This is a genomic window from Paenibacillus pectinilyticus (genome assembly GCF_001700435.1).
In the GTDB taxonomy this organism is placed as follows: domain Bacteria; phylum Bacillota; class Bacilli; order Paenibacillales; family NBRC-103111; genus Paenibacillus_E; species Paenibacillus_E pectinilyticus.
On sequence record NZ_LYPC01000027.1, the window covers coordinates 674,433 to 696,318 of the forward strand.

At 40.5% G+C, this 21,886-nt stretch carries 19 protein-coding genes; 13 read left to right on the forward strand and 6 right to left on the reverse strand.

Going from position 1 to position 21,886, the window contains the following annotated elements; genetic code table 11:
• Window positions 1–427: 427 nt before the first annotated feature.
• Entirely contained in the window at window positions 428–1,552 is a 1,125-nt protein-coding gene (locus A8709_RS35260; protein WP_065856157.1) for a helix-turn-helix transcriptional regulator, read from the reverse strand.
• 274 nt (window positions 1,553–1,826) lie between these two features.
• Between A8709_RS35260 and A8709_RS24710 the strand changes: the two genes are divergently transcribed.
• The 5 genes from A8709_RS24710 to A8709_RS24730 all read left to right on the forward strand — a co-directional run bounded on the left by A8709_RS24710 (window position 1,827) and on the right by A8709_RS24730 (window position 6,464).
• A complete protein-coding gene (locus A8709_RS24710) occupies window positions 1,827–3,062 on the forward strand; it encodes a LeuA family protein (RefSeq protein ID WP_065856159.1) in 1,236 nt (411 codons plus the stop codon).
• 27 nt (window positions 3,063–3,089) lie between these two features.
• Window positions 3,090–4,358 (forward strand): aconitase family protein, encoded by a 1,269-nt coding sequence (locus tag A8709_RS24715; protein WP_065856161.1) that lies wholly within the window; start codon window positions 3,090–3,092, stop codon window positions 4,356–4,358.
• Window positions 4,359–4,408: 50 nt separating this feature from the next.
• Complete coding sequence (locus A8709_RS24720) at window positions 4,409–4,930, forward strand: 3-isopropylmalate dehydratase small subunit (protein WP_065856163.1); 522 nt, start codon at window positions 4,409–4,411, stop codon at window positions 4,928–4,930.
• 68 nt (window positions 4,931–4,998) lie between these two features.
• Window positions 4,999–5,814, forward strand: a complete 816-nt coding sequence (locus tag A8709_RS24725) for an SDR family oxidoreductase (RefSeq protein ID WP_065856165.1) — start codon at window positions 4,999–5,001, stop codon at window positions 5,812–5,814.
• A gap of 134 nt (window positions 5,815–5,948) precedes the next feature.
• On the forward strand, window positions 5,949–6,464 hold the full coding sequence (locus A8709_RS24730; protein ID WP_065856166.1) for a DinB family protein: 516 nt from the start codon (window positions 5,949–5,951) through the stop codon (window positions 6,462–6,464).
• A gap of 297 nt (window positions 6,465–6,761) precedes the next feature.
• Here the strand turns inward: A8709_RS24730 and arsC are convergent, their stop codons facing one another.
• From arsC to A8709_RS24745, 3 genes are read right to left on the reverse strand one after another with little or no spacing between them, the layout of a single operon-like run.
• Window positions 6,762–7,190 (reverse strand): arsenate reductase (thioredoxin), encoded by a 429-nt coding sequence (gene arsC / locus A8709_RS24735; RefSeq protein ID WP_425262348.1) that lies wholly within the window; start codon window positions 7,188–7,190, stop codon window positions 6,762–6,764.
• Window positions 7,191–7,227: 37 nt separating this feature from the next.
• Entirely contained in the window at window positions 7,228–8,643 is a 1,416-nt protein-coding gene (locus tag A8709_RS24740) for an arsenic transporter (RefSeq protein WP_065856168.1), read from the reverse strand.
• A gap of 8 nt (window positions 8,644–8,651) precedes the next feature.
• Window positions 8,652–8,975 (reverse strand): ArsR/SmtB family transcription factor, encoded by a 324-nt coding sequence (locus A8709_RS24745; protein ID WP_141692641.1) that lies wholly within the window; start codon window positions 8,973–8,975, stop codon window positions 8,652–8,654.
• 357 nt (window positions 8,976–9,332) lie between these two features.
• On the opposite strand from A8709_RS24745, the gene A8709_RS24750 reads away from it, so the two are divergent.
• Together A8709_RS24750 and A8709_RS24755 are read left to right on the forward strand one after the other, a co-directional pair.
• Window positions 9,333–9,674: an ArsR/SmtB family transcription factor gene (locus tag A8709_RS24750; RefSeq protein ID WP_279615900.1), complete on the forward strand. Its 342-nt coding sequence runs from the start codon at window positions 9,333–9,335 to the stop codon at window positions 9,672–9,674.
• 75 nt (window positions 9,675–9,749) lie between these two features.
• Complete coding sequence (locus A8709_RS24755; protein WP_065856170.1) at window positions 9,750–10,547, forward strand: arsenite methyltransferase; 798 nt, start codon at window positions 9,750–9,752, stop codon at window positions 10,545–10,547.
• 183 nt (window positions 10,548–10,730) lie between these two features.
• Here A8709_RS24755 and A8709_RS24760 read toward each other — a convergent pair whose 3' ends face one another.
• Window positions 10,731–11,765, reverse strand: coding sequence for a right-handed parallel beta-helix repeat-containing protein (locus A8709_RS24760; RefSeq protein ID WP_065856172.1), 1,035 nt, complete (start codon window positions 11,763–11,765; stop codon window positions 10,731–10,733).
• A 380-nt stretch (window positions 11,766–12,145) separates the two neighbouring features.
• Between A8709_RS24760 and A8709_RS24765 the strand changes: the two genes are divergently transcribed.
• The gene (locus A8709_RS24765; RefSeq protein ID WP_208607740.1) at window positions 12,146–12,745 is read left to right on the forward strand and encodes an S-layer homology domain-containing protein; all 600 of its coding nucleotides are present in this window, start codon (window positions 12,146–12,148) and stop codon (window positions 12,743–12,745) included.
• Window positions 12,746–12,852: 107 nt separating this feature from the next.
• Here A8709_RS24765 and A8709_RS24770 read toward each other — a convergent pair whose 3' ends face one another.
• Window positions 12,853–13,695 (reverse strand): helix-turn-helix domain-containing protein, encoded by an 843-nt coding sequence (locus A8709_RS24770; protein WP_244163304.1) that lies wholly within the window; start codon window positions 13,693–13,695, stop codon window positions 12,853–12,855.
• Between the two features lie 191 nt (window positions 13,696–13,886).
• Between A8709_RS24770 and A8709_RS24775 the strand changes: the two genes are divergently transcribed.
• The 5 genes from A8709_RS24775 to A8709_RS24795 all read left to right on the forward strand — a co-directional run bounded on the left by A8709_RS24775 (window position 13,887) and on the right by A8709_RS24795 (window position 21,886).
• The gene (locus A8709_RS24775) at window positions 13,887–15,764 is read left to right on the forward strand and encodes a beta-L-arabinofuranosidase domain-containing protein (protein ID WP_065857338.1); all 1,878 of its coding nucleotides are present in this window, start codon (window positions 13,887–13,889) and stop codon (window positions 15,762–15,764) included.
• Window positions 15,765–15,918: 154 nt separating this feature from the next.
• The gene (locus tag A8709_RS24780) at window positions 15,919–17,712 is read left to right on the forward strand and encodes a cache domain-containing sensor histidine kinase (RefSeq protein ID WP_065856178.1); all 1,794 of its coding nucleotides are present in this window, start codon (window positions 15,919–15,921) and stop codon (window positions 17,710–17,712) included.
• Entirely contained in the window at window positions 17,684–19,288 is a 1,605-nt protein-coding gene (locus A8709_RS24785; protein ID WP_244163306.1) for a response regulator, read from the forward strand. Before A8709_RS24780 ends, A8709_RS24785 begins: the two co-directional genes overlap by 29 nt.
• Window positions 19,289–19,549: 261 nt before the next feature.
• Window positions 19,550–20,893, forward strand: coding sequence for an ABC transporter substrate-binding protein (locus A8709_RS24790; RefSeq protein ID WP_065856181.1), 1,344 nt, complete (start codon window positions 19,550–19,552; stop codon window positions 20,891–20,893).
• Between the two features lie 90 nt (window positions 20,894–20,983).
• Window positions 20,984–21,886, forward strand: coding sequence for a carbohydrate ABC transporter permease (locus tag A8709_RS24795; protein WP_065856184.1), 903 nt, complete (start codon window positions 20,984–20,986; stop codon window positions 21,884–21,886).

Here is a 21,886-nt window from a genome sequence, read left to right on the forward strand (position 1 = left end):
TTTTGTGTTTGTGTTTGTGTTTTTTTTGTTTTGTTCAACCAACTACGAAATTCAGTAGCAGAAGATTTGAAAATGCTATGCTCGGATTTGACATGATTAGGTATGATGGAGAAATTTGGAATGGTTTATTAATCAAAAATGTGATAAGTGCACATTTGAATCCATTGAAACAGAAACACTAGTAATAGAATAGGCTATTTTCGTAGATTCACCAAGACAATTATCTTTTAGATTTTGGAATGTTTAGTTCAATAACTAAATAAGGCAGCCGGCACTGATTGGCTACCTTGTCTGTTGAAATAACGGGGAGGATAATAATGATATTGTCGATAGTTTTAATGCGTCCAATACAGTAATTGAAGGACTATATTTTAGTTTTTTTTGATTTCCTATTGCAACTTAATCGGATGCTGGGTCCCAATGATTATTAATCTTTCTTTATCTTAAATAATAACTCTGCCATATTCGTGGCATCTGTTTTCCTATATATCTTTTGCATGTGAACTCTAACCGTATTAATGCTGATGCCAAGTTGTTGGGAAATTTGTTTGTTATCATTTCCTAATAGAAGCAAATCAATAATTTCTCTTTCTCTTTTCGAAAAGGAGTATTCATCATAAGAATCTTTATCTAACCTCAAGGAGGTCAATTCATCCTTAAGTACATAGATGTAGCTGGTAATATCGGGAGCTTTGTTAAATAATTTGGTGTGATCTAGACTATGCTTGAATTTTTCTAAATCAATACTGTTACTATCAGTAAAAGGATTCAGAGGAACGATACTAAAAATGAAATTTTTATATCTGATCGTATGCTTCTTTCCTAAACTATTCATATCAAAATTAACCTCGGATAAGATATAACTGTTATAAAATACCCCGAAAAATTTCTGGCTAGAAATTCCTATTTCCTCCATGTATATTCTTGCCGTTTCATTCGCATAAGAAAAACTTAGACGGTCTTTCATTATAATAATGCCAATTGGAAAATAGTTCGTTTGATTAATAAGAAGATCATTTAAACTTTTGAGTTTTAAATAGGATAAGTAGTTGTAATATTCAATGCTAATGTAGTCTTTCGTATTTGCAATAATATCTTTATCAGTTTTTGTAAATGTTTTTTGGGATTTATCCTTAAAAAGAATGATATACCCATTATAAACATGATCAACACGCAAGAAGAATAGCATAAAATCGCTATAATTATACTCATTCAACAACTGTTTATAAATAATTCTTTTTTTATAGTTTTCAGTTTCGCTCAATATAAGGATGTCATTTTTTGAATTTAGTATTTGATCCTGAAGAAAAGTGGAGTTAAAAAGTTTTTGAATCAAATCAAGCTTAATATTGTGAACGGCAATATTCAGGCTTAATTCCTTTCTTTCCTTAAAATCGATATAGCCGAAAATTACATGATGGTAATGAAGGATTTCACCTAAAGCTATGGATACTCTTTTACGGAATCCCGTGAACTCAGAATCTTTAAAGTGGTATCTATTAACAAAATCCTTGAATATATTAATTTTTTTATAATCTTCAGAATCAAGCATAATCGTCACCTCTTAATTTCTACAAAACCTTAATGTGTTCAAAATAATACGATGATTATAACTATTTAGCAATAGTTAATTTGGATTAAAAAACATCAAGAATATAATTAATTATAATTAGATATTCTCAATATTCCTAGAAATCATGCTTCTCAAAGCAATAAATATAATTAAAAGTAATTATTTTAATCAGAGTTGAAGAAATATAATATACAGATGTAGAGATGCTTCATAAAGAGTTTAAAGAAAACGCTATCATTTGGAGGGGTATAACATGAGCAATGGATTAAACGAAAAATTTCAGAATGATAACATGCGGTTAAGTCCGTATAACTATGATCAGAAGGTTATTAGTCAAATACATTTAGCAAAAGAGCTCGTTCTGTGTGACGCAACGATACGTGAAGGGGCACAGGGAAGCATTATTGGATTCACTACGGAAGAAAAGTTGGAAATCATTAGAAAATCAGCAAATGCAGGAACAAAGCTCTTTCAAATCGGTACAACGAGAGACATCACAGAGTTGAAGCAGATTTTGAAAGGAATTAAAGATGCAAACCTCGATGTGGAAACAGAAGTGTTACTTGCTACACAGGATAAAGATTGGAGAAAGCCATTAGACGAAGCATTAGAACTAGGAGTTACTTACATTGATATTTTAACTTTGCTGACCCCTCATGGAGCCGTAATAAATCGAGGAGCATCCCCTGAGCAAGTGATTGACCACATAGGGGAACAAATTGCTTATCTTGTGTCTCGTGGTGGCCGCGTATCTTTTGATCCTATGGACGGTCCTAGGACTGACTTACCAATACTACTGAAAGCCTATAGAACAGCAGTGGAAGCTGGCGCTGAGAGGATAAGACTCCTAGATACGGTTGGAACTAGCGGCATGGCTGCATGGCGATATCTAATGACAACTCTTAGAAATGAATTTAAAGATGTAAAGATCTGTGCTCATTGTCATAATGATTTCGGGCAAGCCATGGCAAACGTATACACATCAATTGAGTGTGGAGCAGATATGATAGATGTATGCATTAATGGATTGGGAGAAAGAGCTGGGAACGCGGCCTTGGCTGAAGTAGCTGCAGGAGCGGCCCTGCTTTACGATAGGGATACGGGGATAAAGCTAGATCACATGTACGAATTGTCATCCTTTGTGGGGGATATTGCTAAACAACGTCTAGAACGCAACAAACCAATTGTTGGGGAATGGACATTTGCTCATGGAGATGAAGGGCATCATCAGATCAATCATTTTGCTCCTTGGGCATTTGAGGGGATCAAAGCGGAAGTATTCGGAAATGACCAAAAGACTCTTCTTGGTTCATCAAGCGGTTTATTTTCAACGAAATCCAAATTAATCTCTTTAGGTTTCCAAGACGTTGCAGACGATGTAGCGATGCAAATTTGCCAAGATGTCCTATATCAAACCAAAGTACGTAAATCCGTGTTAAAAGACAATAGCATCAAAAGCATCGCAGAAAAATATGTTATTAAATCCTAGGCTGATAATTGAAAGGAGAGTCCAACAATGGGACAAACATTAACTGAAAAAATACTTGCATTTCATGCCGGTAAAGAAAAAGTTGTACCCGGTGAATACATTGTAATTAAAGAGTTTATTGGTCCGATCGGATATTCGTTTACAGGTTTAAATTTTCCTCATGCCATCGATGAGCATTTAACTAAGATAGGTGCTAAAATTGCCAAGCCTGAGAATGTGATTATCAATGGTGATCATAATACCCCTCCGCAATCGACGGCGGACGTTGAACTATTTAAATCTGTACGTGCAAAGGCAGAAGAACTGGGTATTAAGAAAGTATACGATCGTGAAGGAATTGGGCATGTAGTAAATATTGAAAAAGGCGATATCGTTCCGGGAAGAGCATTCGTTAATGCCGATCCGCAAGCAGCACTTGCCGGAGGGGTTGGAGCATTATATACCAACGGAGGTCGTAAAGGTGGCATGGTTTTGGAGGCGTTTGCATTAGGCGAACTAACCATATGTGTACCTAGCACGATTAAAATAGAAATCAATGGCACACTACCTCACAATGTTGTGAGTAGAGATATTTGGTTTCAGGTCTTAAATGACCTTGGTCCAGCCGGCGCATTTGACAGTATTATTGAGTTTTCCGGTAGCACGATTGATCAAATGGATATTGAACAGAGAATGGTGTTATGCGGCAGTGTTGGATTTTGCGGTGCTGATGGAGCTATCATGCAATCAGATGAGAAGACTCAACTATGGTACAAAGACAATTTCGATATAGACGTTCAAACCATCAAAAGTGATGATGATGCTTCTTATGCTCAAGTATTATCGTATCATGCTGCAGACTTTGTCTCGATGGTAACATGTCCGCCAGAAATATTCACTTCAAGACCTGCCTCACAATTAAGTAATATCAAAATTGATCAATGCTTACTAGGTACTTGTGCAGGTGGTACTTTGGATGATCTAAGAACGGCAGCAACCATTTTGAAAGGTAAAACGATTCATAGAGACATCAGATTCCTTGTTTCGCCGGTTACTCAGAGAGTTTATATTCAAGCGTCAAAAGAGGGTATACTAACTACTTTAGCTGAGGCAGGAGCAAAGATCATGGCGCCTTCTTGTGATGTATGCGTCGGGGTTCAAGGTACATTAGCCGCAGGTGAAGTAAGTTTATCCCAGCAAACCTTGAATGTTCCCGGACGTTCAGGAAGTACAGAGGCTCATATCTATCTTGCAAGTGCTGCAACGATTGCAGCTTCAGCGATAACAGGCTATATAACAGATCCAATAGGCTACTAACAGAATAGAATTCCAAAGCTTATCAAGGTAGTTTTATAAGGAGGAATAAGATGAGTATTCAATTTAAAGGAAATGCAATTACTCTTCAGGGAGATAATTTAAATCTAGATACAGCTATGGGATGGTATTTGGGGATGGATGCCCTACCGCCAACGGAGATTGCAGCAAAATTTATGTCGGGTATTAATCAGGAAATTGCCCCACTAGTAAAGCAAGGAGATATCTTGATTGGCGGGAAAAACTTCGGATTTGGAAAAGTGCACGGCGCTTTTATGGTGGCTATAGGTGTATTAGGAATTAAGTGTATTGTAGCAGAGAGTTTCTCGACACAATTGTTGCAAATTGCACTTATGACTGGCGTTGCCTATCTAGTTGAATGCCCTGGTGTGTTGGATGGCGTTGATATGGGAGATGAAATAGAAGTTGATATTAATAATTCAGTAGTTGTCAATAAGACCAAGAGTACGACAATTGCGTGTAAAGAGTTTTCACCTTTTCTGATCGATGTAATGAACTCTGGAGGACATATTAAACATTTAGCTAAAAAAGTGGCAGAACGAAATAGTAACTAACCAGTAACTAACCAGCAGGACAGTTCCAGTATTATTCAACACAAAATCATCTTTGGAGGCAAAAATACATGAATAAAGTATATGTGATTACTGGCGGTACAGGTGGCATGGGAAAAGCAATTGCTCGTCGTTTCGGCCATCAAGGTCATTTATTGTTGGTTGATGTCAACGAAGAACGTCTGATTCAAACCGTCAATGAACTAGCTATAGAGGGAATCACATCCGTAACAACCCGCAAAGTAGATATTACAGATGAACAACAGGTGAATGAACTGGCCACGATAACAGGGGAAATCGGAGAACTGGGAGCCATCATTCACACAGCGGGGTTGTCGCCAACTATGGGAGAACCACGCCGGATTCTTGAAGTCAATTCCATAGGTACAGGTCTTATCTTGAAAGCATTTCTGCCGCTTGCTACGCAGGAAACTGTTGCCGTATGTATCGCGTCAAATGGCGGTCACATGGTTCCGCGAAATGCAGCGTACAACTCGATTCTCACCCATCCACTTGAACCTGAGTTCCTGAATCAAATGGAGCAGATTGCGGGTAGTTCTGAAGCTGCTTACGCGTTCTCTAAGCTAGGCGTATTGCTGATGGTGGAAGACCAAGCAATGGAATGGGGTCAGAAAGGCGCTCGGATCGTGTCTCTCTCACCAGGAACGATCAACACGCCTATGGGAAGACAAGAGGCATCCAAACAAGAAGCGATGAAGGTGTTATTAGCCAATACGCCGCTCGGCCGAGAAGGAGAGGCAGACGAGATCGCTTCAGCCGTCCAGTTCTTATGTAGCAGTAACGCTTCCTACATTACTGGTACGGACCTTCTCGTGGATGGCGGAACGACAGCCGGCATGCGGCGGCTTGCACAGTTGAAGCAATAAATGATCAGAAAAGACCTTGAAAAAGTAAAAAGCCGGTGATCATCATACGCAGCAGGTCAGGACTTCGGGCTTTGCTGCTCTAATTACACTCAAGTTATAGATGAGGTTTGCGAATGCATTTGGAGGTGTTATAAATGAGTAAAATTGAACAGACTTTATCAGAGTTTGAAAAACACCTGGCTGAAATGCTAACTCTCATTGACAGCTTGACGGAGGAACAATTGAATTGGAAATTATTTTCTCCAGTTGGCTCTAATGAATACTGGTCCATCCGCCAAATGATCGCCCATGTCGAAGAAGTGAATTATTTTTGGCTCCCACAGATTAAAGAACTGATTGCTAATCCTTCGCGTCGATTCGGTAGAGCGCTTGAGGAATGGGCCGTTCGCAAGGCAGCTGTTGATAAAGCGAATGAAAGAGAACTTTCCGACATGTTAGGTCGTATCAAAGAGTCAATCCCCTTTATTCGACAAGAGCTAGGCTCCATTACGGATGAGCAAATGGATTTGCCGATCACGCCGTTGCAGGAAGTACCACCAGGATATGAGTTCACGCTTTCGTTCCTTGTAAATCATGTCTATCCTGAGCATATAGAGGCGCATATAAAGCAGATGCATCGTAATTTGTTTGCTTACACGCAATACCATTAAATAAAGTAATAGAGCTCCTCGTGTTAGCAGAACGTAAAAGTAATTAACGAGGCTGTTTGCCCGTTCCCACTGTTAATAGAGTTCTATTGAAAAAACCGTCAGACGGACAAATGTTCGACTGACGGTGAATTCTAACGAATATTGAGAGTTAAATAATAAATTGAAAAGGCAGCTGCCCCAATTGGACGGCTGCCTTCTCAATTTATGTGCAGAAAATGTTCAGTTGAAAATATTACTGGATTATTTATTTAGCCTGTAGGTTGGTAGCCTTAAAAGGGCAGTATTCTTTTGATCATATTACTTGCCTTCCTTCACAAATTGTTCGATTCGTCTCTTAATGGATTCACGCACTTCATTGAATTTTGCGGTAATTTCTTCTTCTGTGCCAGTTGCTTTTGCAGGGTCGTCAAAACCCCAATGCCATCTTTCGGCTTTGTCATTCCGAACAACGGGGCAGTTGTCATTAGCATGACCACATAAAGTAATGATGTAATCAGCCCCAGCCAAAACTTCAGGATCAATTACATCAGAGGTATGGTTGGAGATGTCGACACCATCTTCTTTCATCGTTGCCACTGCACGTGGGTTTAATCCGTGGGCTTCCAAGCCGGCACTTTTTACTTCATATTTTTCCCCACCCAAAGCTTTCAAATAGCCGTCAGCGATTTGGCTACGGCAAGAGTTTCCTGTGCAAAGAAAATAAACTAAAGGTTTTTTGTTATCCACGATTTCATTTCTCCTTTTTTTTGAGGAACATTTTAGGCTAAATGCCACCTTGATGTCCTTTATTCTTTTGTTTTGTTCCCAAAGTAACTTTTATAATTAGCGCCGCGATTACTACAACAACTGCAATCGCAACGATTAACAACCAAATATTTACGCTTGTTGTATTAATTACGTGAAGCCATAAATAAAGCCCAGTAAGGGTAATTAAAAGTGTTGGAACAGTTAGGATGACACCTGTCTTAAAATAATTGCCCCATGTGATTTTGACACCTTTCGTAGATAGAACATGAAGCCATAAAAGGGTTGCTAGTGACCCGATAGGTGTTATCTTAGGTCCAAGATCGCTTCCAACAACATTGGCGTAAATCAGTGCTTCTCGTATAATACCGTCTGTAATTGTACCTTTGATGGCAAGAGCATTAATCATAACCGTCGGCATGTTATTCATTATGGAAGATAAAATAGCCGACAAGAAACCCATTCCTACTGTTGTAACAAATAATCCTCTCCCTGCTAAGTTCTCTACCATCGTTCCGAGGGCATCGGTGAGACCGACGTTTTTAAGGCCATAAACGACGACATACATGCCGATAGAGAATATGACGACAGCCCAAGGAGCATCTTTGATCACTTGTTTTGTTTCGATCACTTTACTGGATCTAGCCATAAATATGAAGATCAGTGCTACGACTCCTGCGATGATGGAAACAGGAATTTTTATAAATCCGCTGCTTACATACGCAACGAGAAGGATGCCAAGGATAACCCATGACATTTTGAAAAGCTTAAGATCTTTGATGGCATTTGAAGGTTGTTTTAATTGCTTTATATCGTAACTCGTAGGAATGTCCTTTTTGAAGAAAACATACAAGACCACCAGGCTTGCAGCTAATGAAAATAGGCTCGTAACAATCATGCGGCTTGCATAAGTGACAAAGTCGATGCCGAAGAAGTCCGCCGATACAATGTTCACTAAGTTACTGACAATCAAAGGCAAAGAAGTTGTATCTGCAATGAAACCACTTGCCATGATGAAAGGCAAAATCATTTTATCTGGCAGCTTCAATGCTCGGACCATTGCTAATACAATTGGCGTTAGAATTAACGCTGCACCATCATTTGCGAAAAATGCAGCCACAGCCGCGCCTAATAAAATGACGTACACAAACATGAGCCGTCCATTTCCTTTTGCAATCTTCGCCATATGCAAGGCAGCCCATTCAAAAAATCCGATATTGTCTAAGATTAAGGAAATGAGAATAATTGCGACAAAAGCGAGCGTAGCGTTCCAAACAATGGATGTAACCGTCAGTACATCGTGGAAAGACACGACTTGGAAGATAAGAGCTAGGATAGCGCCAGCGGATGATGACCATCCGATATTGAGGCCCTTAGGCTGCCAAATAACAAAAGTTAACGTAATAAGAAAAATAAGTACCGCAATGTAAGTCATGGCTCCCCCTAATCACAACAATTTAGATCTACGCAAGATACGGCATCCACTTTTACTTTTTGAGATGGCAGGTGCTGAAAAAACTCGTTCAGAAAGGGTTTATCTTCAATATGCAATGAATAGAATACCCATTGACCCTTTTTAGCTTCTTTAACTAAACCGCCGGCTTTCAATTTTCGCATATGCTGACTCACATTGGGCTGACTGGTTTGTAAGAGTTCAACAAGCTCATATACACATAGCTCACGTTCTTTGAGCAGAGAGAGAATCGTCAATCTCATTTTGTCTCCAAGCAGCTTACATACGTCAGATAATTGTTCAATATCGGGCAAAATTACACGCTCCTTTAAAGTGGCATATTCAGTTATGCATGTTAATGACGAACAGGTTTGTTCATCATTATCTCAGCTTCATATTGATTTGTAAATGATTATATAATTATTTGATTATATATTTTCTGTGAATCATAAGGTAAATAAATTAAATCAAAATAAATTGATTTAATACTTGGATTTTCCAATTAAAATATGTTAAGATAAGTTAATCAAATAAAGTTGATTTAATATAGCGGCTCATGAATATGGGCAAATATCAAATAAAGTTGCCAGATAAGCTGCAATTTCCTAGGATTGTTCCATAGAGCAATTGGCCTGCTGTCCAGCTTGTTGCTAAAGGGGGAATTAAAAGTGATTAAAGAGATTCCTGTTTTTTCGAGTGTTGAGAGTCAAGTTGACTTTTCAAAATACGAACTCCAGTTTAAAGCTTTAGCAGATCAGAAACGGTTGCAAATCATGTATGAGCTTACTCAAAAAGGAAGTGTCTGCGTTTGTGATTTGGTTGACATTGTAAATATGCCGCAGTCAAAATTATCGTACCATTTGAAGATATTGCTTGATGCTAATCTGATCACGAAAGAGACCAAAGGGACTTGGAGTTATTATGAATTAAATCACGTAGAGGTTAACCGGTTGCTTTCATCAGAATTATGCTGTATCTTCCGAAAAAGCGAAAATCAATCAAGCGGTTGTTGATCGTAACCCACATAGGTGGGTTTTTAAATGAAGTATTAATCAATATTTCTTGATATAACAAAGGAGAGATGATCCATGAGTCAGGTTCAAAATGATGAGGTACGTCAACATGTTCGCAATCGTTATAAACAGATTGCAATCGAGAGCATTCCTAGTGCAAGTTGTTGCTCCTCCGCTACACCAGCAACTAGCTGCTGTAGCACTCCCGATGAGGTATCTTCAAAATTAGGCTACTCAAATGAAGAGCTTAATGTTGTTCCAAGTGGAGCGAATCTCGGGTTAGGTTGCGGAAATCCTCAAGCAATCGCCTCACTAACATTGGGTGAAGTTGTTCTAGATTTAGGGAGTGGCGCCGGTTTTGATGTGTTTTTGGCATCTAAACAAGTTGGAGAAACGGGTAAAGTTTATGGAGTTGATATGACACCAGAGATGATTAGTCGTGCACGTCAAAATACTTATAAACATGGATATGAAAATGTAGAGTTTCGTCTCGGAGAAATTGAGCATTTGCCGATATTGAACGATTCGATTGATGTAATTATTTCAAATTGCGTTATTAATTTGTCACCTGATAAACAGCAAGTGTTTAATGAAGCTTTTCGGGTATTAAAACCAGGCGGACGTTTAGCGATTTCCGATGTAGTAATGACTTCCGAACTTCCAACAGAGTTAAAAAGTGACTTTAATTCAATCGCAAGTTGCGTATCGGGGGCATCAACAATTGATGAAGTCATGGTATTCCTGCAAAGAAGCGGATTTCAAAACATTGTTGTTGAACCGAAAGACGATTCTCGGGAATTTATTAAGGATTGGGTGCCTGGCGCCAATGTAGATAATTATATTCAATCGGCAATAATCAAAGCAATAAAATAAAAGTAAAGAAAAGCCGCGATCATTTTATGATAGCGGCTTTTCTTCGTCTCCAATGAGCACTGAGGATTCATCCAATAGTTGAAGTATGTCCTCTTTTTGTACCGCTTCTTGTGTCAGTTGGCTTTTCATTACCTGTACGTGTGAGGGGGCAAGCCGCCCCCTCCGAATCCATTGCTAGAAGCCTTATTGTACAACAACATTGGATCCATCGATCTTTGTGAATCCGCTTACATTTCCGCCCCCATTTATATTACTCTTCACTTCACCGTTTGAACTGCTACTATTTACTAAAATTCCATATCCGCCATTATTTGTGACAGTATTAGAATTGATTTTAAAGTTCGTTACACCTGTAACTTCACTGTTGTATATAATTCCATCGCCTGTTAGATTATCGTGTACGTTATTGTTAATGGTATCAATGTAGCTGCTATCTGCAACACGTATTCCCCGGAAATAGTTATTGTACACATTGTTTGAATCAATCGTAATATTATCCGAATATGAAATATTTAGACCATTGCCCGATGTAGAAAAGCTCATTACATTGTTTTTTACCAATACTTTAGAAACCCTTCTTAAATACATGTTATGCCAATATTGATAGGACCCTCCATTGTTATTGAAGTCGCTGTTCTGGATTGTTACATTCGTGCTTCCTTTAATGTGCAAACCCATTGTAGCATTTTTAATTTTAAAATTATCAAATAAAATCTTATCGTTGGAATTGTCCGGTCCTTGAATTAATGCACCATAATTTGTAATGCTGTCATGATCAGGATTCGTATCAGGGTCGATAAAACTATTACCATCTATTCCTAGCTCTTTAACGATGATGTTACTAACCCCTCCTGATGTGGAGGTTGTTAATACGCCATTTGCACCTAGATTATTACTAGCATTTCGTTTAAGAACAGTTAAATTTTTCCCAGCCCCATCGAGTGTAACATTACTTTTTAAAACAATTGCTGCAGTAATATTATATTCACCTGAAGCTAGGGTAACGGTTCCGCCTCCCGCACTGGAAGCGCTGTTAATTGCATTTTGAATTGTACTAGTTGTTGCACCGGCAGGCACTGAAACATCAAGGTTATGTTTTTGCGTTGGAAGTGTTGGGAGTGTTGCCGTTGCATCAGCAATATTAGGCAGGATTCCTACACTACTCGCAATGACTAAAGAAAGGGATAATGCTGAAAGCTTACTTTTAACTTTACTCATAACAAAATTACCTCCAAATTTTTATTTTTTTATTCTGAACAATGAATATTAAAACAGAACTAAAAGTTCACCTCCCGATTTAATCATATAACTAGCTTCATCGGAGGAGCATCATTAATATTTAACGAAAACCATGTTTTTTGACTATTGATCAAGAGGAATTAGCAGTGGTGAAATAAGCTTTCGCATTAATGAATATTTTCTTAAAATACAGCGGTTCATGCTTAAAAAACCACATAGGTAACGTGATTTGTTTATGGTACTATTTGAAAGCGCATTAATAAATGAAGGTTAATTTTAAATGTAATAAGGGGGATGTTAGAAATTGAATATATAAAAGTCGGGGTAATAGATTTGATATAGACGATATGAACATGGTTTTGAGCTTTAGAAAATCGCATGCGCCAAATGAGTTAGTGTTTACCGAAGCCGAATCGACTTTGCGTAGTGATAGCACACAATGGACGGTAACCAATGTCACATATAATAATCGTCTTAACGAAGTGGTCGGATCTCCAATTGTAACCAAAATTGTGACATCAACTGGTGAAGAAAACCTTTCTGTCGATCTGTCCACAATCTTCCGATCTGCATTGAGTAATGGAAGAAAAGTAATCAGTATACATCTAACGACAGCAAAAGTGGACGATACCTGGGCGGCCAAAAACGGCATTATCAACGGAACGAGTCATGATTGGTTCAGCCCTAACGACAGCATTACTCGCGAGCAGATGGCTATCATGCTGTACAACTATTTGGTAAGTAAGGGTTATAAGCTAAGTAATTTATCAGCAACAGTATTTACCGATGGCAAAAGCGTGAGCCCATGGGCTAAAGAGGCTGTAGACGCTATAGCGGAGGCAGGTATCCTGATCGGCAAGACGGGTGGATACTTTGACCCAAAAACGAATGCTACTCGCGCTGAGGTAGCTGTGGTATTCGCCAGATTTATTAGAGCGCTGAGTGTAATCAAATCTTGATTCTAAGAGCTTGGATCTAATCATCTAGAACCCCTTACGAGGGGTTCTTTTTAATTTATATTACGCAGAACAGTCATACTCCCAAATGGCAAAGAAATATATCGGCGTTACTTTGATTTGTAGAAATGACTCATATAAGCAGAAGGAGATTGACCTATTACTTTCTTAAAGACTCTGCTGAAATAGTAAGGATTTTTATAACCTAATCTCTCGCTAATCTCAGATACATTAAGAGAAGTGTTTCGCATCCAATCGATCGCTTGGTTAATTCTTAACTTTGTATGAGCTTCAATGATGCTAAGGCCTGCTTGAGATTTAAAAGTCGCGGATACGTAACTATAATTTAACTTCAAGTGGCTGCTTAGTTGTTCAGAATCAAAATCCTCGTTCGTATGCTGTTTAAGATAAGTCATAACGCGGCCAGCAACAGCTTCCCCTTTGCCTACGTTTTCTGTAGATTTGCTCCATGCTTTTGTTGTCGCTTTATGAAGTTCCAAAAACAACTGATAGACTTGGAGGCTTAGCTGGACCATACCATGTTCCGTTGGTTTGCCAAAGTCCTCGACTAACAATTGTAATCTGTTTTCTAATGTCCGATGAAAAGGGGACGTTCCATACTTCGGCATTGGGAATCGGTAGGCATAGTGATCGGGATAAAAGAAATCAATTTCGGGTAAAGGAGATTGTTCTTTATAGGTAGAGTAGTCGTTTGTAGGTGAATTAAAGTGTACCCAAAACCATGAAGTTCCTGGTAACGTTTCAGGACGTCCCCAATGATGAAGTCCTTTTTTCAAAAATAAATGTTCCTTCTCATTAATGATATATTCTGTAGTTCCCTCAACAACTTGCATGCTGCCTTTGGTCACAAAAACAAAAACATCGAAATCCAATATGCGATCGTGATGGGTATATATATCGTTAACCTGATTCCAACCGATATCTCTTACCATAGGAAAACGGTCACCAGTTAGATAAACGAACGAATCTATTTTTCATTCCTCCTCTACAGAAATTAATTCTAGCGTATACCCAAAGAAAGTATATGTAAACTATTGTTTTGTGCATTCTTCTCAATGATTATTGAGTTTAAAATGTTATTAACATATAAAAAAATGGAGGTATATCTTTGAACTCAACTAAAATGAAAGAATTTCCCTCAGGACAGATTCGATTGTCCGCGGGACCATTAAAAGCTCGCTTCGAGCTGAATAAAAAGTATATCTTAAGCTTAACCAATGAAAATTTACTTCGTAATTTCTATTTGGAAGCGGGCTTGTGGTCTTACAGTGGAAATGGCGGAACCACGAGCGCAACTACTACGAGCATGGACGGACCCGAACATTGGCATTGGGGATGGGAGTCTCCGACATGCGAGTTGAGAGGACATATGATGGGTCACTGGTTATCTGCGGCAGCACGCATCTATGCGCAAACTGAAGATTTGCTGGTTAAAGCAAAAGCGGATTGTATCGTCCAGGAATTGGCCCGGTGTCAGGAGGCGAATGGAGGGGAGTGGCTTGCCGCTTTCCCAGAGTCTTACATGAACAGAATTGCCAAAGGAAAGTATGTGTGGGCTCCGCATTATACGATTCACAAGCTTTTGATGGGACTACACGACATGTATGCAATTGGTCAAAATAAACAAGCGCTCGAATTAATGCATGGTTTAGCTTCTTGGTTTTACCGCTGGACGGGGCAGTTTAGCCGCGAGCAAATGGATGATCTCCTCGATTTAGAAACTGGCGGCATGTTGGAGGTATGGGCAGATCTATATGGATTAACTCGTGATGAAACACATCTTGAATTAATCCATCGATACGATCGCCGTCGGTTTTTTGACGCTTTAATAACGGGACAAGATGTATTGACGAATAAACATGCGAATACGCAAATTCCTGAAATTTTAGGTGCTGCAAGAGCATGGGAAGTAACAGGAGAAGTGCGGTTCCGAGAGGTCGTGGAGGCGTTCTGGAGATGCGCGGTTACGCATAGAGGATACTATTGCACGGGCGCTGGAGATGATGGTGAATTATGGGTGCCTATGGGTCAAATGGCGGAAAGGATGGGCGTAGGTCAGGAGCACTGCGTTAACTACAATATGATGCGGCTTGCTCATGTACTGCTTAGATGGACCGGAGAGCCAGAATATGCGGACTATTGGGAGAGAAGATTCTATAATGGAGTTCTTGCACAACAGCATGGCGATACAGGCATGATCTCGTATTTTCTGGGGATTGGTGCAGGGAGTCATAAAAAGTGGGGATCCGCTACTCAGCACTTCTGGTGCTGCCATGGTACGCTTGTGCAAGCAAATGCCTCTTACGATCAGCAAATTTTCATGAAAGATAAAGAGGGAGTTGCCGTGTGCCAGTGGCTTCCAGCTAAAGTTAATCTGAAGCTAGATGAGACCTCAATTACCATAAGTCTAAAGCAGGACGGGCAATATGGCATATATCCTTTAAACAATTGGAATGTTACGGGAATGACAGCTATAACGAAAATTGATATGCCGCCAATCCCTGTACATCGACCTGATCGATTTACGTATAGTTTGACGATTACTTGTGACACGGATACTGAATTTACATTAAAGCTTAGAGTACCAAAATGGGTGAAAGATGAGCCCATTATCTACGTGAATGGTGTTCATCTGACTGATCTAGTAAGATCAAAATCATTCATTGCGATTCGAAAAGCTTGGAGCAACGGGGATATCGTGCAGATTGAGTTTCCTAAGTCTTTGACAACGGAGCCTCTTCCTGGTGCAGAAGACATGGTATCTTTTATGGATGGCCCGATTGTATTAGCAGGGTTGATTGATTGTGAACATCGATTGGTTGGCAACCCATCATTGCCAGAAACTATGCTCGTAGCAGACCGTGAGCGAAACCACAGTTGGTGGAATGTGGGCTATTATCGAACGAAGGGGCAAGACAAAGGAATTCGCTTTATTCCTCTCTATGAAATCAAGGATGAGACGTATACAGTGTATTTTCCTGTTGATCAGGTCCCCCAATAAGTACGATTTCTTCTGACAACGACATCTGTAAGGGTGGCGTTGTTTCTTACATCTTAAAAAAGCGCACATCCAGATTAAATTTCAACGGTAGTATCATCTGTGAAATCTGTTAAAATAGACTTACTCTAAATCTAAAGAACGAGGCGGCTCACAGATGGCATCGAACCCTTTTCGGCTGCACAAAAGCATTTTTGCCAAGTTTACACTTTCCTTCATTTCAGTAGGCCTCATCCCGCTGCTAATACTTAGTTATATTTCTCTGCAGACGTTCAGCGGCTTTATGGAGCGATATGCGACGAATAACTATGAGCAAATGCTGCTATTTGCCAGTCGCAATGTGGATGATATGTTCGTTAAGTACAACAATATTTCCAAGCTGATGTACTCTTACGGAGTAGGCGGGCTTTATGGCCAATTAGGCCAGGCGATTGCAGCGCAATCCAAGGAGCAAGACATTCGTTTGACAATGACGATTAACGATTTCTTGCAAACGGTGTTATACACGGAACGTAACCTGCAGAGTGTCTTTTTTGTTCTGCCGAATGGGACATATCAAAGCTTATCGAAGAACACTGTTGCACTAGATTACCAATATCCTTATCCAAAGGTCGAATGGAAAGAACAGACGAAACTCAATCGGAACGGCCTAAGCTTTTTCCCGACGCACAAGCAAGATTACTTTCTTGGGGCGACGGATCCTGTGATGACGTTTAGCCGTAACCTTACGGATGTATTGGGCTCATTCAAGGTTGAGGGTGATATTGTCGGTACCTTTTACATGGATGTGGGACTTGGCGTGTTTACGGAGATTTTTAAGCAAATGGTTTTGAATAAACAAGATACCGTCTATGTGGTAGATGATCAGGGGATTATCCTGTATAGCAATCAACTGAAGCTGATTGGTACCGTTTTCCACGCCAATACGTCGGATGATTACTTGCATTTACAACAGGCAACAGCAGAGAATAACATCCAAATTGTCGGCGAGTTTTATAAAAAAGAACTGTTTCTCAAAGTCGAGCAACTCATTCGAACGATTACGATCGTCATTGGCTTGTGTATCGTTTCATTAATTGTAGTAGCAGTTTGGTTCTCCAATCGTTTCTCCAACCCGATTCGAAGTATTACGCGAGAAATGGCGAAAGTAGAGTCAGGTAATTTCGATACGAAGGTGACTGTGAAGACAGCGGATGAAATGGGACTTCTTTCCCATGGCTTTAATAAAATGGTGGGGCGGCTGAAAGAATACATTGACGTTGTGTATGTTGCGCAGATTAAGCAGAAGCAAGCAGAATTGAACGCATTGAAAAGCCAGATCAGACCGCATTATTTGTACAATACACTCGAAGTGATTCGGATGAGCGCTGTTGCTGAAGATGCAAATGAGGTGGGCGATATGATTTTGTCATTGTCCCATCAGCTCAAGTATGTGCTCGATTACGGAGAAGAAACAGTTACAATTAAGTCAGAGAAGACTAATGTGGAGCAATACTTCCAATTAATGGTTATCAGATACGGTGAGCATAGGCTGGGTTTAGACTTCCGTTTCGATGCGGACTTAATGGACTGTGCGATTCCGAAGCTATCCCTGCAGCCGATCGTCGAAAACGCGATTTATCATGGTATTATGCCGAAGACGGGGAAAGGCACAATTCGCATTTCAATTGAAAAGCTGCCCGACAACCTGCTTAGTGTCACGGTGGACGACGATGGCGTAGGCATGAGTGAGAATACGCTTGAACATGTTCGAGAAAAGTTGGCTAGTGGCAGCTCGCTGGATACGAGCAGTAGTATTGGGCTTATTAATGTCCATGAACGTATTGTGGGACTTTATGGGCATGGATTTGGCGTTGAGATCAACAGCAGTCAACATATTGGTACTACTGTCCGTATAGTCATTCCGTTAACGAAAGAGGTGAATGTCCGTGTTGAACGCCATTCTAGCTGATGATGAACCGATCATTATCAAAGGGTTAAAAAAGCTAATACCCTGGGAAGAGCTCGGCATTGCAATCGTGGGTGAGGCGATGACTGGCAGAAGTTTGATGGAGCAAATCGAAGATAAGTTGCCTGATCTTGTCATCACGGATATTAGCATGCCGGACGGTTCGGGCATCGATGTGATTAAGGAAGTACAACGGCGGCAGTTGCATACGAAAATTATTTTTATCAGCGCTTATCAGGAATTTTCCTATGCTAAGGATGCACTTGCCTTCGGTGCGGTCGATTATTTGGTAAAGCCGATCGAGAAGAGTCTGCTGCTCGAGGCGGTAGGCAAAGCGATGACACAGCTGAGGGAAGCAAATGAGGATCAATCCTCTAAAGGTAAGTTAGCCGTATATGAACAAAAAGATAGGAAGACACAGCTCGAGGAGTTGTTTGACAGGCTCACTCAAGGGGATATACGGTGGGAGGAAGCAGGACGTAAGCTAGAGGCCTTGAACACGCAGTTCGTGGGCCCGTGTTTCAGTGTGCTATATGTGGAGCTGGCTCATGTACAGTTACAGGATGGCAGATGGGGGGAGCATGAGAAGCGTCTATTAGGGTTTGCTGTATCCAATCTGGTAGATGAGTTGATCCAATTTTATGGGAGCGGTCTCGTCATTCGAAAAGGCGAAAATTTATGTGTTATCGTGAACCACTTTCGCATAGAGGATGATTTGGAGCGACTCGCGAGCGAAATGCGGGATAAAATTTTATATTATCTTAAAATACATGTGACGATCTGTATAGGTAGGCCAGCTCTAAACCTGCAAGACATAAGGAAATCCTATATTTCCGCCATTGAGACGATGAATTATAGCTATTTTGAGAATGACGGGACAATTCTGTCCTGGTCACAGAATGAGCAGCATGGGGGCTCAGAGCAGCTCTTGGCTGATGCCAAACAAGCTGTTATTAAAGCGGTCATCACTAAGGAAAAACAGCAATTACAGGAGCTTCTGGGAAGCTTCTTTGAGCACGCAGCAATCAATGCCAATGGCCGTAAAGAAACGGCAGTATTACTCGTTTATGCGATGTTAACGGACTTAATGGAGGAAATGTCAGTTGTGGGAATTGATCTTCAGGTGTCGCCAGAACAGCGCAAAGACTGGCAGCAGCGGATGCATCAATTTTACCGTTATAGTGATCTTACAGATTTCATATCGGATCGCATGTTGGACATACTGGAACAAGTAAGCACAGCAGGCGGTAGCCGCGAAGCGCAGCAGATGAGGATTATTAAGGAATACATTGAGGAGCACTATAGTGAAAATATCACTCTAGAAAGCATGGCTTCCCAAGTGTTTATGAATCCGTACTATTTTAGCAGCTTCTTTAAGAAACACACGCATGAGAATTTTAAGCAGTACGTCACGAATATTCGGATGAAAAATGCAGTGCGACTACTCCTGCAAACGGATCTGCTCGTTTATGAAATTGCAGAGCAGGTGGGCTATCATAATCCAAGGCAATTCAGCGATATGTTCAAGAAAAGTTATGGGAAGCTCCCGCAAGAATATAAGAGTCAAATCAAGGGGTAAGTAGTCGAAATTCTGAAGACAGCTTCTGCTTTAGCTTCGAATCGAAGCATGGCGGGAGCTGTTTTCATTGTGATCAAAGTTGTATGCATCCGTTTTCACCTTCTTAAATTCATGCATATCGACCTTAAAAAACTTCATTCTAAACAAATTTGTCGTATGTTAGTCTTAAATCAAGGAACAGAACAGCACCTGATGAGTCGAAAGCACACAACTTGAGTTGTTCACATGAAGCTAGATATTAAAGGGAGGTTACTTTCAACCATGGTTAAAACTTTTTCCAAAGTACTCGTAGGGTCTACAGCTTTAGCACTTATTTTGGCAGGCTGCGGTAACAACAGTGATTCCGCATCATCCACTTCAAGCGCTGCTCCGGCAGGTACATCTACTGCAACTGCAGCTCCGAAGAAAGACGTAACATTTAGCGTCATTTATGCAACTGGTGACCCAGCGACCAAACAAGCGGTTGTAGATTCCATTGCTGCTTACACGAAAGCGAATCCGAACGTTAAAATCAAAGATTTGAGTGAAACAACGACAGCTGCATACCTAGACTTTTTGAAAACGAAAGATGCTGTTGGCGAATTTCCGGATCTTGTCGAAATGCGTGATACGCAATTGTTCGCAGACGCTGGCAAGCTAGCTGAACTTCCAAAAGATTTGCAAGGCTTGTTTGAAAGCGTCCCACAAGTAAACGGTAAAGTATACAATGCACCAATCTCGCTGCCTGCACCGCAAGGGATTATTTACAGCAAGAAAGCTTATGCAGATGCAGGTATTACAGAAGAACCGAAAACGTATGCAGATTTCATCGCCGCTCAAGAAAAACTGAAAGCAAAAGGTATTTCACCGATCGTTGTCGGAGGTAAAGATATTTTTCACTGGGGTTTCTGGGTCAATAAATTCTTGATCGATGAAGTGTTCATCAAAGATCCAGACTGGAACTCCAAGCGTTCCGAAGGTAAAGTAAGCTTCACAGATCCTGGTCCAGCGAAAGCGATGCAGTTGATGACAGATTTGTTTACGAAAGGCTACGTAGATAAAGGTTATATGAGTACGGCGGACAACCAAACGGCTTCCATGCTCGTTACTGGTAAAGCAGCGAGCTTGTACTCAGGACCGTGGATGTTCCCAACGATTGCACAAGCCGATCCGAAATTTGATTTTGGCTGGTACCCTGTTCCGGATCAAAACGGTGCTGTTAACGTGGTCGGTGTTGCTCAACCATCTGGTTGGTCCTTATCGGCTGCTGCAGCGAAAGATGCAGACAAAACAGCTGCGATCTCAGATTTTATCAAATTCTTCTTCAGCAAAGAGCAATATCCAAAATACTTGAAAGTAGCAAGCGCAATCCCATCTACAAAAGAGAAAATGAACTATGAAGCTTCTCCACAATTGCAAGAAGTTCTGACGATGATGGCGGATCCAAACGTTAAAAAATCGCTTCAAATCAACAACTTCTGGGGAGCTAATCAAATCCCGCCACAATTCCGTAACTGGTTCTACAAATCTGTTCAAGATTGGTTAGTAAAAGGCGATTTCAGTGCTGATTACCTGAAAAAAGCAGATGCAGAGTGGGACACTGAAGTGAAGGCAATGAAAAAATAAGAAATAAAAGGCTGCAAACGGAGAACCTCTGCGTCATTTGCGGAGGTTTTCCTGCTACTGCCTTCAAAATCCAATAGGAGGCATAAGAGAATGAACACCATACAGCCTATTAAGAGAAAAAGAAAATGGCTAACCTTTTCCGTCGTGTTTCTTATTCCTGCGCTGATTCTCTATACATTATTCGTCATGGTTCCGACAGCGAGTAGTATCTACCTCAGCTTTACTTCCTGGGATGGCGTTAGTCCGGATATTCGCTTTATTGGCTTTGATAACTTCGTAGAGATGTGGCACAGCGAGCGTGTGCATAATGCGTTGAAAAATACGTTAATCTTATCCGTTGTCTTAGTTGTAATAGAAAATGCGGTTGCCTTGCTACTAGCGATGCTGGTCGATCAGGTGAAATGGTTCCGCAACTTGTTTCGCAGTATTTTTTACTTCCCAACGCTTCTCAGTGGGATTGTTATGGGATTTGTATGGACGATTATTCTGAATTACAACTTCGGTGTAGTTACGCAATTGCTTGATAAAATGCATCTTTCCTTTTTAAAGGTTGATTGGCTTGGAAATCCGGATTACGCTTTGATCGCTATTATTTTTGCAACTGTATGGAAAGGTGCCGGCTATTATATGATTATTTATTTGGCTGGTCTGCAAGGTATTCCTCCAGAATTGTCGGAAGCCGCAAGTATTGATGGAGCGAACCGCTGGCAGCAATTCCGCCACATCACGTTCCCTCTGCTAGCAGGCGCCTTTACGGTGTGCATGATGTTATCGATGATTGCTTCCCTCAAAATATTCGATCAGATTGCCGTTATGACGGACGGTGGACCTGGTTTTGCTACAGAAACATTGACTTACATTATTTATAAAGTCGGGTTTGGCGAGTTACGACAAGGCTTCGGTACAGCGCTATCGCTTGTCCTCTTTATCTTGATCCTAATCGTATCACTCATTCAAATTAAGCTGCTTCGCAGCAGGGAGGTGCAGTTATAA